12 protein-coding genes and 1 pseudogene are annotated in these 13,979 nt (G+C 66.1%); 10 read left to right on the plus strand and 3 right to left on the minus strand.

Annotated elements, in window-relative coordinates:
* Positions 1-777 precede the first annotated feature (777 nt).
* The 3 genes and pseudogenes from ACTJJK_RS02385 to ACTJJK_RS02395 form a co-directional block, all read right to left on the minus strand.
* Positions 778-1,629, minus strand: coding sequence for a sulfurtransferase (locus ACTJJK_RS02385; RefSeq protein WP_440729369.1), 852 nt, complete (start codon positions 1,627-1,629; stop codon positions 778-780).
* Positions 1,626-2,488 (minus strand): annotated as a pseudogene (locus tag ACTJJK_RS02390) (NUDIX hydrolase). The gene ACTJJK_RS02385 and the pseudogene ACTJJK_RS02390 overlap by 4 nt, the downstream one beginning before the upstream one ends.
* A 172-nt stretch (positions 2,489-2,660) precedes the next feature.
* The gene (locus tag ACTJJK_RS02395) at positions 2,661-3,347 is read right to left on the minus strand and encodes an FKBP-type peptidyl-prolyl cis-trans isomerase N-terminal domain-containing protein (RefSeq protein WP_031370479.1); all 687 of its coding nucleotides are present in this window, start codon (positions 3,345-3,347) and stop codon (positions 2,661-2,663) included.
* Between the two features lie 236 nt (positions 3,348-3,583).
* Between ACTJJK_RS02395 and ACTJJK_RS02400 the strand changes: the two genes are divergently transcribed.
* From ACTJJK_RS02400 to phoU, 10 genes are all read left to right on the plus strand, one after another.
* On the plus strand, positions 3,584-4,366 hold the full coding sequence (locus ACTJJK_RS02400) for an enoyl-CoA hydratase/isomerase family protein (RefSeq protein ID WP_440729370.1): 783 nt from the start codon (positions 3,584-3,586) through the stop codon (positions 4,364-4,366).
* Positions 4,363-4,821, plus strand: coding sequence for a hypothetical protein (locus ACTJJK_RS02405; RefSeq protein ID WP_318025782.1), 459 nt, complete (start codon positions 4,363-4,365; stop codon positions 4,819-4,821). The genes ACTJJK_RS02400 and ACTJJK_RS02405 overlap by 4 nt, the downstream gene beginning before the upstream one ends.
* A gap of 242 nt (positions 4,822-5,063) precedes the next feature.
* Positions 5,064-5,696 (plus strand): endonuclease III, encoded by a 633-nt coding sequence (gene nth / locus ACTJJK_RS02410; protein ID WP_440729418.1) that lies wholly within the window; start codon positions 5,064-5,066, stop codon positions 5,694-5,696.
* 145 nt (positions 5,697-5,841) lie between these two features.
* Positions 5,842-7,116, plus strand: a complete 1,275-nt coding sequence (locus ACTJJK_RS02415) for an OprO/OprP family phosphate-selective porin (RefSeq protein WP_223619361.1) — start codon at positions 5,842-5,844, stop codon at positions 7,114-7,116.
* 217 nt (positions 7,117-7,333) lie between these two features.
* Entirely contained in the window at positions 7,334-8,353 is a 1,020-nt protein-coding gene (pstS, locus tag ACTJJK_RS02420; RefSeq protein WP_051884339.1) for a phosphate ABC transporter substrate-binding protein PstS, read from the plus strand.
* A gap of 591 nt (positions 8,354-8,944) precedes the next feature.
* Complete coding sequence (pstS, locus tag ACTJJK_RS02425) at positions 8,945-10,030, plus strand: phosphate ABC transporter substrate-binding protein PstS (RefSeq protein ID WP_031370473.1); 1,086 nt, start codon at positions 8,945-8,947, stop codon at positions 10,028-10,030.
* Between the two features lie 264 nt (positions 10,031-10,294).
* Positions 10,295-11,266, plus strand: a complete 972-nt coding sequence (gene pstC / locus ACTJJK_RS02430) for a phosphate ABC transporter permease subunit PstC (RefSeq protein ID WP_031370472.1) — start codon at positions 10,295-10,297, stop codon at positions 11,264-11,266.
* Positions 11,266-12,171 (plus strand): phosphate ABC transporter permease PstA, encoded by a 906-nt coding sequence (pstA, locus tag ACTJJK_RS02435; protein ID WP_051884338.1) that lies wholly within the window; start codon positions 11,266-11,268, stop codon positions 12,169-12,171. The genes pstC and pstA overlap by 1 nt, the downstream gene beginning before the upstream one ends.
* A gap of 34 nt (positions 12,172-12,205) precedes the next feature.
* Positions 12,206-13,021 (plus strand): phosphate ABC transporter ATP-binding protein PstB, encoded by an 816-nt coding sequence (gene pstB / locus ACTJJK_RS02440; RefSeq protein ID WP_408953265.1) that lies wholly within the window; start codon positions 12,206-12,208, stop codon positions 13,019-13,021.
* Positions 13,022-13,151: 130 nt separating this feature from the next.
* Positions 13,152-13,862, plus strand: coding sequence for a phosphate signaling complex protein PhoU (gene phoU / locus ACTJJK_RS02445; RefSeq protein ID WP_031370469.1), 711 nt, complete (start codon positions 13,152-13,154; stop codon positions 13,860-13,862).
* The last annotated feature ends 117 nt before the right edge of the window (positions 13,863-13,979 follow it).

Below are 13,979 nucleotides of genomic sequence, written 5' to 3' on the forward strand. Positions count from 1 at the left end.
GTCCGTCTGGATTCCCTTCGGTCAAAGCTAACCAAAGAAAAGGGCTCTCCTTGCAAGGGCACAGGCCACGAGTGCGATGCCCGCGCCGGGATTTTTCGATAAGACGTCCCTGTCTTATCGAAAAACGGCGCACGTCCTGTGCGCCGCCCTCCGGGTCTCCATTTGACCGGTAAAGCGGCAAAGCGGCAAAGCACAGCAAGGGCTAAGTGCAAGTGCAAGTACGAGACCAATTGTGCAGAGCGAACTTGAAGCATCACGGTCGCGGCTTGCGCCGCTCCTACCCCTCAAGCCGCTACGCGCCATGGCCAGAAAGATTTTGCTGTTGCCGTGCGCCGATTCGTACTAGCGAAGGCAATCGAAGACCCGGAGGGCGGCGCGCAAGGATGCGCGCCGTTTTTCATCGGGACAGGAATATCCCGTATGAAAAATCCCCGCGTATACACCGCTCGTGCGGGCCTGTGATTCAAAGAGAAAGCGTTTTTCTTTGGTTACTTTCTTTTGTCGCTTTTGACAAAAGAAAGTAACCCGCCGCTTTAGTGGCGGAAACTTTTGGCGTTTGATCTTGATCTTGCTTGAGCGAAACGCCGCAAAGCCGTTGCAGCGCGGTCGCGGCTCGCGCCGCTCCTACCCCTGCGGAAGCACGCCGCTTCGATGCGTGGCATCGGCGCAGTTGCTTCTGCGCGTCCCGCGGTCGCGGCTCACGCCGCTCCTACAGGAGAGCACCTACGGCGGTTCGTGGCTTCGATTGATGGCTGTGACGACCGCGCGTCCCTCGCCTCACTCGTCCCCGATCGCCACCGGCCGCTGCGGATCCTCGATCCAACCGCTCCAGGAACCGGTATACAACGCCGCCCCGTCGAAACCGGCATGCGCCATCGCCAGCAGATGGTGGCAGGCGGTCACGCCAGAGCCGCACATCACCGCGGTCTGCGCCGGCGCGCGGCCCGCGAGCAAGGGCGCGAATTCGCCGGCGAGCGTTTCGCTCGACTTGAAGCGGCCATCGGCGAGGTTGTTCGCATACGGGCGGTTGCGCGCACCGGGCACGTGGCCGGCGACGCGGTCGAGCGGTTCGACTTCGCCGCGGAAGCGCTCGCCGGCGCGCGCGTCGATCAGCAGGCCGCCGGAATCGAGCAAGGAACGCACGTCCTGCGCATCCAGCACGCGACGCGCGTCATAGCTGGCTTCGTAGCGGGTCGCTGCCGGCGCCGGCACGAGGTCGTCGCTCGGCAGGCCGAGCGCGGTCCAACGCTGCCAGCCGCCGTCGAGCACGGCGACGCGCTGGTGGCCGAGCACGCGCAGCAGGAACCACAGGCGCGCCGCGGCCAGGGCGCCGTCGCCGTTGTCGTAGACCACGACCTGGTGCTGCGGGGTGATGCCCCAGCGCCCGAGCGCGGCGGTGAAATCGTCGGCCTCGGGCCAGGGATGACGGCCGCCGCCCGATTTGCGGTGATCGGACAGGTCGCGGTCGAGATGCGCGTAACGCGCGTCTGGCACATGCGCCTGGCGATAAGCGGCTTCGCCCGCGGCCTTGTCGTTGAGAGCGAAGCGCGCGTCGACGACGATCAGATCGTCGCGGCCCAATGCCGCAGCGAGGTCCTCGGCCGATACCAGGGTGGTCCAGTCGCTCATCGGGTCGTCTCCAATCGCTGCCGCAGGTTCAACAGCATCGATGCGGTCGCGCCCCAGATGCGTTGGCTCGGATAGCGGTATTCGAGCACGTGGCGGGCGCGGCCCTTGTACTCGAGGGTGCGCGTAGTGAGGTTGTCGGGGTCGAGCAGGAAGGCCAGCGGCACTTCGAACACCTCGGCGACTTCGTTCGGGTCGGGCCGCGCGACGTAGGCCGGGTCGATCACCGCGACCAGCGGCAACACGCGAAAGCCGGTAATCGTCACCAGCGGGTCGAGGAAACCGAGCGGCGCGATCAACGCGGCCGGCACGCCGATTTCCTCTTCGGTCTCGCGCAAGGCGGCCGCGACCGCATCGGCATCGCCGGGTTCGATGCGGCCGCCGGGAAAGCTCACCTGACCGCCGTGCTGGCGCAGGCCATCGGTGCGGCGCGTGAGCAGCACTTGTACGCCGTCGGCGCGCGGCACCAGGCCGACCAACACCGCCGCCTGCGCATGCGAGGCGTCGTCGGGCAGCAGCCCGGTCAGATCGTCGAGGTTCCAGCCGTCGCTCTCCGGCGCGGCATCGAGCGGATGCAGCGCCGCCAGCAGACGGGTGCGTTCGCGCGAATCGCCGTCGAGGAAGTCGGCGCCCATGAAGGCCGGTGTTGGCGCAGGCGCGGTCACCGCAGCTTCGACTCGCGCTGTGGCAACACTACTTCCATCAGGCGCAGGCGCTCATCGTCGTTCATCTGCGACCAACGGGCAATTTCGGCCGTGGTGCGGTGGCAGCCCGAACACAGGCCGTCGTCGCCGAGTTGGCAGACACCGATGCACGGACTCAGCACCGCGCGGAATGTCGTCATATCGTCCACCGAGGCCATGCCGCCATTGTGCCTGGCGGGGCGACCTCGTAAAGCCCGACCGAGCGATCGGCAGGCCGTGCGAAACATCGGGCACCGCGCATCGAGTCCTGATATCGCTCGACCCGCCGCCCCGCTCCAGAAACGACTTGCGCCGGGCTAGCCGGCGCAAGTCTGTGACGCTTGTCTGATCTTACTTGACGCTGACCAGCTTGATTTCGAACTGCACGGCGACGTTCGGCGGGTACGGCGTGCGCGGGTCGGCGCCGTAGGCCTTGTCGGCCGGCAGAGTCACTTCCCACTTCGAACCGCTCGGCATCTGCAGCAGCACTTCGCGCATCGCCGCCATTTCGATTTCGCTGACCTTGATCGACGGAATCGAGTTGGCCGGACGCGCCTGCTCGGGACGCTGGCCCCACGGGAACGGACCGGCGACTTCCAGGGCGACGGTGCTGGCCTGGGTCGGCTTGGCGCCGGTACCGGTGTCGATGATGCGGTACTGCACGCCGCTCGGCAGCGTCTTCACGCCGGCCTTGGCCTTGTTGCCGTTGATGAAGGTGTCGCTCTTGCCCTTGTTTTCGGCAGCGGCCTTGTCCCACTCGGCCTTGGCCTTGTCCTGCTGGCGCTTCTGCATGTTCTGCACGGCAGTGCGCAGCTGGTCGACCGGCACCGACGGCTGCTTCTTGGCATAGCCGTCCTGCAGACCCTTGACGATCGTGTTGACATCGACCTGCTCACCGCTTTCGACGGCATTGCGGCCGAGGTCGTAACCGAGCGCATAGCTCAGCTTGCCCTTCTCGGAAGAAGTGTCCTGCGCGACGGCGTTGCCGGCGGTCAGTGCCAGGGCCGCAACGGCGGCAGCAATCAAACGCAACTTCATTCGGTGGAATCTCCGGTAATGGCACGGGGCGACTGCGTCGCCCCGATCGGCTAGGGGCATAGTCCAATCATGCCCCGATGTAGAAGCCCTGGGTCGGTCGTAAGTGCCCGACAGGACGAGTTAGGATACCGGCGGCAGCGCTTAACCGCCACTGACGACCGGAGATCTGACCGCGACGCAGGGCCGGAGTTCCCTGCCTGCCGCTCCCCATCCCCCCGGAATCCTACGGCCATCACATGACCGAATCGCCCCTGCTGATCGCCGATCGCGGCGCCGTGCGCCAGATCACCGTCAACCGTCCCGACAAGCTGAACGCGCTCAATGCCGCGACCCTGGACGCCCTGCTGGCCGCCTTCGAAGCCGCCGCCGCCGACCCGGCCGTGCGCGCCGTGGTCCTGACCGGCGCCGGCCCCAAGGCCTTCGTCGCCGGCGCCGACATCTCGGAAATGAACACCCTGCCCCCGGTCCAGGGCCGCGACTTCTCCCAGCGCGGGCAGAAACTGATGCGCCGGATCGAGAAGATGCCCAAGCCCGTCATCGGCATGATCAACGGCTTTGCCCTCGGCGGCGGCCTGGAACTGGCGATGGGCTGCCACCTGCGCATCGCCTCCGACAACGCCAAGATCGGCCAGCCCGAGATCAACCTCGGCCTGATCCCGGGCTTCGGCGGCACCCAGCGCCTGCTGCGCCTGGCCGGCCGCGCCGCCACCCTGGAGCTGTGCCTGGTCGGCGCCCCGATCGACGCCGCGCGTGCGCGCGAGCTGGGCATCGTCAATCGCGTGGTGCCGGCGGCCGAACTTGAGGCCGAGACCTTCAAGCTCGCCGAACAGCTCGCCGCGGCCGCGCCGCTGGCGCTGCGCGGCGTGCTCGACTGCATCGCGGTCGGCGGCGAATGCGGGATCGAAGAAGGTTTGGAATACGAAACCGCGCAGTTCGGCCTGATGTTCGCGACCGACGACATGCGCGAAGGCACCACCGCCTTCCTCGAACGGCGCAAGCCCGCCTTCGCCGGAACGTGAGCGAGCGCACATCCGCGCCCTGCCGCTGCGGCTGCGCCGATGCGCGCGGCGCGGCGGCGCACGCGATCGTCGCGGCGCTGGCGCAGGACGACCTGGATGCCGCGATCGCGCTCGGTTTGTTGAGCGCGAATTTCGACGACGGCGACGGCATCGTCTGTCGCCAGTGCACCGGCGCCTGCACCCAGGCGCTGCGCAGCGCGCGCGAGGCGCGCGTGCGCGCCCTGGCGGCGCGCGAACGTTACCGCGCACGCAACCTTCGTCTGCAGCGACGCGCCGACGAACGCGCCGCACAACGCGCGGCGACGCCTGCGCCCACGAGCGCAGCCGATAATTCAGTTGGCGACACCATTGCCGACACCTCTCCCCCCGCCACGCAGCGCCCGGCCCTGCCTTCGGCCGCCGCGGCCGCCTTGGCCCGCGCCAAGGCCAAGGCCGCGCAGCGCGGACCGACCTGAGACCGACCCTCCGCATGGCCAAGACCTCCCCGCCCGCCGCCAAGCCCGCCAGGAACGCCGCCAGCAAGACGCTCAAGCAGGCGACCAAAAAAGTCGCCAAGAAAGCCGTCGCAAAACCTGCTGCGAAACTCCCGGCCAAGCGCGCTGCAAGCAAACCGGCTGCGACCAAGCCGGCGGCAAAAAAGACCGCGAAACCGGCCGGAAAACGCGTCGCCCGTCTCGTTCCGGCCGAGATCGAGGAGATGTTCTCGCGCCTGCAGGCCTTGAACCCGAAGCCGACCACCGAACTCGAATACAGCACGCCGTTCGAGTTGCTGGTCGCCGTGGTGCTGTCCGCGCAGGCCACCGACGTCGGCGTCAACAAGGCCATGCGCAAGTTGTTCCCGGTCGCCAACACGCCGCAGGCGATCGCCGCGCTCGGCGTCGACGGGCTCAAGCCCTACATCGCCACGATCGGCCTGTTCAACACCAAGGCCGCGAACGTGATCGCCTTGTCGCAACAGCTCATCGACCTGCATGGCGGCGAGGTGCCGCACGACCGCGCCGCGCTCGAAGCCCTGCCCGGGGTCGGCCGCAAGACCGCCAACGTCGTGCTCAACACGGCCTTCGGCGAACCGACCATGGCGGTGGACACCCATATCTTCCGCGTCTCCAACCGCACCGGCCTGGCGCCCGGCAAGGACGTGCGCGCGGTCGAGGACGGCCTGCTCAAGGCGGTGCCCGCGCACTATCTGCAGGACGCGCATCACTGGTTGATCCTGCACGGACGTTACGTTTGCAAGGCACGCAAGCCCGATTGCCCGCACTGCGCGATCCGTGATCTGTGCCGCTTCACAGACAAAACGCCCGGCGAACCCGAGCCCATAGCGGCTTGATTTAAAAAGAAAATCCAACCGGTGCGCCGTGCTTGCGCGAGCGTCATCGCAGCGTCATGCCTGCGAAATAAGTCAGATCTGTCACATTTACGCAACTTTCACACTCTAGCCTGCGCGCCATCACTCCACGCCTCAGGGCTAGACCATGAAACTCTCCCGCAACACCCTTGCCGTCGCGTTGTTCGCCGCTCTCGCAGCGCCCGCCGCGCACGCCGAAATCGCACTCGACGTCATCGGCGACTCGGAAGTCACCTTCGAAGGTCTGCTGCAGGCGGATTACAACGATTTCAACAGCGACGTCCTCAACCTCAACGCCGACGTGCCGGACGGCAAAGACAACGACAACGAACTGCGCCGCGCCGAGCTGGTGCTGAAGGGCAAGGGCCCGGGCAACATCGAGTGGGTCGCCGGTTACGACGCCAAGGCCGACAAGTTCCTCGACGTCAATCTGAAGTACAAGCTCGGCGGCAACGCCAACCACTACATCCAGGTCGGCCAGTACAAGCAGCCGAACAGCCTGGAAGAGCTGTCCTCGACCAAGAACAACGACTTCATCTCCAAGGCGATGGTGACCAACACCTTCGGCGTGGCGCGCCGTCTCGGCGCCGCCTACAGCTACGGCACCAACGACTGGAGCCTGACCGCGAGCTACTTCGGCCGCGAGCTGACCCGTAACCTCGCCCACGGCTCGGGCTACGGCCTGCGCGGCACCTTCGCGCCGATCAACGAGAAGGGCAACATCCTCCACTTCGGCCTGTCCTACGTCGACCTCGACACCGACGCCGACACCGTGCGCATCCGCACCCGTCCGCAGGTCGACCTCGCGGCCGGCCGCCTGGTCGACACCGGTAACCTGCTCAACGTCGACCGCCAGAACACCATCGGCGCCGAGGCGATGTGGGTGCACGGCCCGGTCAAAGTCCAGGCCGAGTACATGCGTTCGGAATTCGACCGCTACGCCACCCGCTCCATCGCCCAGCCGGGCAAGAAGTTCAGCGGCGACAGCTTCTACGTCAGCGGCGTGTGGAACATCACCGGCGAGACCTGGGGCTACAAGGGCGGCGTGCCGACCACCCCGCTGCCCGACGAGCCCGCCAGCGGCATGTGGCAGGTCGGCCTGCGCTACGACAAGATCGACCTCAACGACGGCTCGCTGCGCCCGGGCGCGACCCCGACCGCCGCTCCGATCGTCGACGGCGTGCTCGGCGGCGAAATGGACGCCTGGACGGTCGGCGTGAACTGGTACTGGCGCTCGAACTTCAAGTTCATGCTCGACTACTCGATCGTCGACAGCTCGCGCTACATCGGCAAGACCAGCGCCACCTACTCGCAGACCGCGGCCTACAACAACCGCACCTTCAACCGCGTCGTCGACGACAGCCCGAACGTGATCTCGGCGCGCGTGCAGTTCTACTGGTAAGCCGCGGCTTACCGCTCCGATCGGACATCTCTCCCCCTCGATCGGCAACGATCGTTACGGGCGCGGCCTAGGCCGCGCCCTTCTTTTGCGCGCACCGTGCGTCGGAAAGAAAGGGATGTCACGTCTCTGTCATGTTTTCGCCTCGTGACTGTCATCGAACCGTTATGAAATTCGCCGCAACGGATTCGTGCCAGCCGTCTCTCTTCAGGAGCTCACCGTGTTCAAGTCTCTGTCCTTCCGCCTGACCGCACTCGCCCTCGCGACCGCGTTCGCCGTCAACGCCCAGGCCGCCGACGTCACCGGCGCGGGCGCGTCGTTCGTGTATCCCGTGATGTCGAAGTGGTCGGCCGACTACGCCAAGTCGACAAGCAAGAAAGTGAACTACCAGTCGATCGGCTCCGGCGGCGGCATTGCCCAGATCAAGGCCGCGACGGTCGACTTCGGTTCCTCCGACGCCCCGCTCAAGCCCGAAGAGCTCGCCAAGTTCGGCCTGGCCCAGTTCCCGTCGGTGATCGGCGGCGTGGTGCCGGTGATCAACGTGCCGGGCGTGGCCTCGGGCGCGATGAAGCTCGACGGCGCGACCCTCGCCGGCATCTTCCTCGGCAAGATCAGCATGTGGAACGACCCGGCGATCGTCGCCCTCAACGGCGGCCTGAAGCTGCCGGCGAAAAAGATCACCGTCGTCCACCGTTCCGACGGTTCGGGCACGACCTTCAACTTCGTCAACTACCTGTCCAAGGTCAGCGGCGATTGGAAGAGCTCGGTCGGCGAAGGCACCGCGGTCAAGTGGCCGACCGGCATCGGCGGCAAGGGCAACGAAGGCGTGGCCGCCTACGTCAAGCAGATCCAGGGCGGCATCGGCTATGTCGAGCTGTCGTACGCGCTGCAGAACAAGATGGCGTACTCGCGCCTGAAGAACGCCGACGGCAATTTCGTGCTGCCGACCGACGAGACCTTCTCGGCCGCCGCCGCCAGCGCCAACTGGGCCGACGCCAAGGACTTCTACCTGGTCATGACCAATGCGCCGGGCGAGAACTCTTGGCCGATCACCGCGACCAACTTCATCCTGATGTACAAGCAGCCCAAGAACGCCGCCGGCGCCAAGAACGCCAAGGAATTCTTCCGCTGGGTCTACGCCAACGGCGACCAGCAGGCCAAGACGCTCGACTACGTGCCGCTGCCGGACGCGCTGGTCAAGCAGATCGAGACCTACTGGACGGCGAACATGAACTACTGATCCGACCGATCGTCGGATCCGGGGGGATCCTTCAGATTGGGGAGATCGGACGAAACGGGCCTTCGGGCCCGTTTTGTTTTGGGCGCGGGATCGGGATCGGGATCGGGATCGGGAATCGGGAATCGGGAATCGGGATCGGGATCGGGATCGGGAATCGGGAATCGGGAATCGGGAGTGGGGAGTGGGGAGTCGAGAATTGGGAGCCGGGAGACTTCAGCATCCGGCCTGGATGAAACCCCGGGTACTCGGCTCCGCCGAAGTTCAGCGGAGCCCGCCTTCGCGGGAACGGCGGTAGCTGGGTGAGAGGACTCTGCCCCGCCATCGTCCCGACGACGACGCTAGGGACGCGCACCAGCCCCTGGCCCGACGCCTCAAATCGCCCGTGCCGCAGTCGAATCGGAAACCGTGCCTGGGGCGGTTTGTTACCGCCAAACAGCAGCTCCAGCCCCGCAAACCGCGACTTTCAACACCCCTCCCGCCCTTTCGCTACAGATTCATTACGAATCCATGTCATAGCCGTGTAACAAAAAGATCATCAAATGGCGCCATCCGAGCCGGCGCCCTCGCCGGCCTTCTTTCATGGAGCTGTACATGAAATCGTCGCCGGCCCGCATCGCCGTCCTCTCTATCGCCATTACCCTGGCCGCCGCCGCGTGCTCGGGCAGCCAGACGCCGGCCCCGGCCGCCGACGGCAAGACCGAGGCCGCTACGCCCGCGGGCGACCAGGTCGCCGCGCAGATCACCGGCGCCGGCGCGACCTTCATCTTCCCGCTGCTGTCGAAGTGGTCGGACGACTACAACAAGGCCACCGGCGCCAAGGTCAACTACCAGTCGATCGGTTCCGGCGGCGGCATCGCCCAGATCAAGGCCGGCACGGTCGATTTCGGCTCCTCCGACAAGCCGCTGCCGAGCGAAGAGCTCGCCGCCGCCGGCCTCGGCCAGTTCCCCTCGGCGATCGGCGGTGTGGTGCCGGTGGTCAACGTCGAAGGCATCGAAGCCGGCAAGCTGCGCCTGACCGGCCCGCTGCTCGCCGACATCTTCCTCGGCAACGTCGGCAAGTGGAACGACGCGGCGATCGCCGCGGTCAACCCGGGCGTCGCCCTGCCCGACCTGAAGATCAACATCGTCCACCGCTCCGACGGTTCGGGCACCACCTTCAACTTCTCCAACTACCTGTCCAAGGTCAGCCCGGCCTGGCAGAGCAAGGTCGGCGAAGGCACCTCGGTGCAGTGGCCCGGCGGCGTGGGCGGCAAGGGCAACGAAGGCGTGGCTTCGTACGTGAAGCAGATCAAGGGTTCGATCGGCTACGTCGAACTGGCCTATGCGCTGCAGAACAAGATGGCGCACACGCAGTTGCAGAACGCCGCGGGCAACTTCGTCCAGCCGAGCGCCGAGGCCTTCCAGGCCGCGGCCTCGACCGCCGACTGGGCCAGCGCGAAAGACTTCAACCTGGTCATCACCAATGCCGGCGGCGCGCAATCCTGGCCGATCACCGCGACCAATTTCATCCTGATGTACAAGCAGCCCAAGGACGCCAAGCGCAGCGCCGACACCCGCGCGTTCTTCAAGTGGGCCTTCGAGAACGGCCAGTCGCAGGCGCAGGGCCTGGACTACGTGCCGCTGCCGCCGGAACTGGTCAAGCAGATCGAAGCCTACTGGGCTGCCGAGTTCAAGTGACGAATCGGCCCGCGCGCGCAAGCGCGTGGCTTTGCCGATTCGTCATCTCCGCGCAGACGGAGATCCACCGGACTTTCGTGCGAGAACGACTGAAGTCTTTAGATCCCCGCCTAGGCGGGGACAACGAGCAGGAAAGTTTTTAGCAACCCATCGCCGAAACTTCATCGGCAACTCAGTAGCACCGCCTCGAATCAACACCCCGCATCCGCCACAGCCCCGCACGCTCCCGATGCAACGCACTGCCACGACGGACCTCCCTTCGCAATGAACGCGACCGCCCTACCCGCCCGATCCGGTATTTCCAGCCGCGATGGCAAAGATGCGCGCAACGACCGTCTGTTTCGTTATGTGCTCACCGCCACCGTCATCTTCGTTCTGTTCGCTCTCGCCAGCGCCGCCTTGTCGATGCTCTGGGGCGGCCGCCACGTGCTGGCCAAGGAAGGTCTCGATTTCTTCATCACCGCCGAATGGAACCCGGTCGAGGACCAATACGGCGCGCTCGTTCCGATCTACGGCACCATCGTCACCGCGCTGATCGCGATGGTGATCGCCGTGCCGGTGAGCTTCGGCATCGCCTTCTTTCTGACCGAAGTCGCGCCGCGCTGGGCGCGCGGCCCGATCGGCACCGCCATCGAGCTGCTCGCCGGCATTCCCTCGATCATCTACGGCATGTGGGGCCTGTTCGTGTTGGTGCCGGTGATGACCGAACACGTCACGCCCTGGCTCAACGACAACGTCGGCACCTGGCCGGTGATCGGCAAGCTGTTCCAGGGCCCACCGCTCGGCATCGGCATGCTCACCGCCGGCATCGTCCTGGCGATCATGGTGATCCCGTTCATTTCCTCGGTGATGCGCGAAGTGTTCCTGACCGTGCCGACCCGTCTCAAGGAGTCGGCCTACGCGCTGGGCTCGACCAAGTGGGAAGTCAGCTGGGACATCGTCCTGCCCTACACCCGCTCGGCGGTGATCGGCGGCGTCTTCCTCGGCCTCGGCCGCGCCCTCGGCGAAACCATGGCGGTCGCCTTCGTGATCGGCAACTCGGTCAACTTCTCGGCTTCGTTGCTCGAACCCGGCACGACCATCGCCGCGCTGATCGCCAACGACTTCGGCGAAGCCACCGAGACCTATCGCTCGGCCCTGCTGCTGCTCGGCTTCGTGCTGTTCATCGTGACCTTCTTCGTCCTCGCCGCCGCACGGCTGATGCTGATGCAACTCTCGCGCAAGGAGGGCAACTGATGAACGCGACTCCCGCTCCCATCGACGCCGAACTGCAGCGCCGCCACCGCGTCGCCGATTCGCTGTACGGCCGGCGCCGCGTGTTCAACGCGATCGCCGTGATCATGGCCTGCGCGGCCGCCGCGTTCGGCCTGTTCTTCCTCGGCTGGATTCTCTACACCCTGCTCGCCAAGGGCCTGGGCGGCATCAACCTCGCGCTGTTCACCCAGAACACGCCGCCGCCGATGCAGGAAGGCGGCCTGCTTAACGCGTTCTTCGGCAGCGCGGTGATGTGCCTGATCGCGATCGTGCTCGGCACGCCGCTCGGCATCGCCGCCGGCACCTGGCTGGCCGAGTACGGCGCCGGCCGCAAGATCGGTACCGTGGTGCGCTTCGTCAACGACATTCTGTTGTCGGCGCCGTCGATCGTGCTCGGCCTGTTCGTCTACACCTTGGTGGTAATGCAGAGCGGCGGCAATTTCTCGGCCTTGGCCGGTGCGATCTCGCTGGCCTTCATCGTGCTGCCGGTGGTGGTGCGCACCACCGACGAAATGCTGCGCCTGGTGCCTTCGCAGATGCGCGAGGCCGCGCTGTCGCTCGGCGTGCCGCAGTGGAAGGTGATCGTGCAAGTGCTGTACCGCAGCGCCTCGGCCGGCATCGTCACCGGCGTCCTGCTCGCCCTGGCGCGTATTTCCGGCGAGACCGCGCCGCTGCTGTTCACCGCTTTCGGCAACCAGTACTGGAGCCACAACGTGCTGCAGCCGATGGCCAGCGTGCCGGTGGTGATGAACCAGTTCGCCGGCAGCCCCTACGAAACCTGGCAGACCCTCGCCTGGGCCGGCGCCCTGGTGCTCACCTTCTTCGTCCTGATCGTCAGCCTGCTCGCCCGCGCCCTCGTGTTGCGCAATCGGATCTCCAATGACTGATCTCTCGAACCAACCCGTTGCCCGGACCCCGGCCATGAACGATGCACGCCTTTCCGTCGCCACCCCGGACCGCGCCGCGGCCGTGGTCGGCGCTTCGCCGGTCAAGCTCGCCGCGCGCGGCCTGAACTTCTACTACGACAAGTTCCATGCGCTGAAGTCGATCGACCTGGAGATCCCCGAGAAGCAGGTCACCGCGCTGATCGGCCCCTCGGGTTGCGGCAAGTCGACCCTGCTGCGCATCTTCAACCGCATCTACGCGCTGTACCCGAAGCTGGAAGCGCGCGGCGAAGTGCTGCTCGACGGCGAGAACATCCTCGACCCGAAGTACCCGATGAACCGCCTGCGCAGCAAGGTCGGCATGGTGTTCCAGAAGCCGGTGCCGTTCCCGATGACGATCTTCGAGAACGTGGCCTACGGCATCCGCCACCACGAGAAGTTGTCGAAGTCGGAAATGAACGACCGCGTCGAGCAGGCCCTGCGCCAGGGCGCGCTGTGGGACGAGGTCAAGGACAAGCTGGGCCAGAGCGCCCTGGGCCTGTCCGGCGGCCAGCAGCAGCGCCTGTGCATCGCCCGCGCGGTGGCGTTGAAGCCGTCGGTGTTGCTGCTCGACGAACCGACCTCGGCGCTCGACCCGATCTCGACCAGCCGCATCGAGCAGCTCGTCGAAGAGCTCAAGAAGGACTACACGATCGCGATCGTGACCCACAACATGCAGCAGGCCGCACGTGTGTCCGATTTCACCGCCTTCATGTACCTGGGCGACCTGATCGAGCACGGCCCGACCGAACAGATTTTCTCCAAGCCGACGAAGCAGCAGACCGAGGATTACATCACGGGCCGCTTCGGTTGAAGCGGCCGGGATTGGGAATTCGGGATGGGGGGTTGGTAAAAGCTTTCCCCCGCTCCCGCAGACTCTCCCGACCTCGCAGCTTTCGCTTTACGAATCCCGTTTCTCCAATCCCTAATCTCGGCCCTTCGCCATGAGCACCCAAATGCACGACCACATCGTCAAGAGCTACGACGACGAGCAGCGCCGCCTGCTCGACGAAACCCTGCGCATGGGCGAGATGGCCGCGTCCCAGCTCGAAGCCGCGCTCGACGTGGTCCAGCGCCGCGACGACAAGGCCGCCGAGCGGATCATCGCCAACGACGAGGCGATCGACGCGCTCGAACAGGAAATCAGCCACGACGTCATGAAGCTGGCCCTGCGCGGGCCGATGGCGCGCGACCTGCGCGAAATCCTGGCGGCGATCCGCATCGCCTCGGACATCGAGCGCGTCGGCGACTACGCCGCCAACGTCGCCAAGCGTTCGACCGCGCTGAATCTGTCGCCGCCGCTGCCGCACGTGGCCGGCCTGCACGCGCTGGGCACCCTCGCGGTCAAGCAACTGCGCGACGTGCTGTCGGCCTATCGCGACAACGACATCGAACTGGCGCAGAGCGTGCGCGCCCGCGACGCCGAGGTCGACACCGCCTACACCGGCCTGTTCCGCGAGCTGCTGACCTACATGATGGAAGACGCGCGCAGCATCACCGCCTGCACCCATTTGCTGTTCATGGCCAAGAACATCGAGCGTATCGGCGACCACGCCACCAACATCGCCGAGAACGTCTGGTTCCTGGTCAAGGGCGAAGAGCAGTTGCCGCCGCGCGAGAAGCGCGACGACACCAACACCACCGGCGCGGTCTGACCTCGCCCCCCGCTCCGGCAGGCTCCGGAGCGGGATTCGCGCAGACGCGTCGCGCTGCGTTGCAACAAAACCGCGGGACCCGGCCGATGCCGTCGGCCGATCGGCCGAATCTCTAGT

The sequence above is a fragment of the Lysobacter sp. 22409 genome (assembly GCF_052045105.1).
GTDB lineage: Bacteria > Pseudomonadota > Gammaproteobacteria > Xanthomonadales > Xanthomonadaceae > Lysobacter > Lysobacter antibioticus_B.

Bases quoted from the DNA above. Each gene is read 5' to 3' on its own strand.
- ACTJJK_RS02415 (WP_223619361.1), top strand. From the start codon at position 5,842: ATGAAACTCTCCCGCAACACCCTTGCCGTCGCGTTGTTCGCCGCTCTC.
- nth (WP_440729418.1), top strand. From the start codon at position 5,064: ATGTTCTCGCGCCTGCAGGCCTTGAACCCGAAGCCGACCACCGAACTC.
- phoU (WP_031370469.1), top strand. From the start codon at position 13,152: ATGAGCACCCAAATGCACGACCACATCGTCAAGAGCTACGACGACGAG.
- ACTJJK_RS02400 (WP_440729370.1), top strand. From the start codon at position 3,584: ATGACCGAATCGCCCCTGCTGATCGCCGATCGCGGCGCCGTGCGCCAG.
- pstB (WP_408953265.1), top strand. From the start codon at position 12,206: ATGAACGATGCACGCCTTTCCGTCGCCACCCCGGACCGCGCCGCGGCC.
- ACTJJK_RS02395 (WP_031370479.1), bottom strand. From the start codon at position 3,347: ATGAAGTTGCGTTTGATTGCTGCCGCCGTTGCGGCCCTGGCACTGACC.
- pstA (WP_051884338.1), top strand. From the start codon at position 11,266: ATGAACGCGACTCCCGCTCCCATCGACGCCGAACTGCAGCGCCGCCAC.
- pstC (WP_031370472.1), top strand. From the start codon at position 10,295: ATGAACGCGACCGCCCTACCCGCCCGATCCGGTATTTCCAGCCGCGAT.
- ACTJJK_RS02385 (WP_440729369.1), bottom strand. From the start codon at position 1,629: ATGAGCGACTGGACCACCCTGGTATCGGCCGAGGACCTCGCTGCGGCA.
- pstS (WP_031370473.1), top strand. From the start codon at position 8,945: ATGAAATCGTCGCCGGCCCGCATCGCCGTCCTCTCTATCGCCATTACC.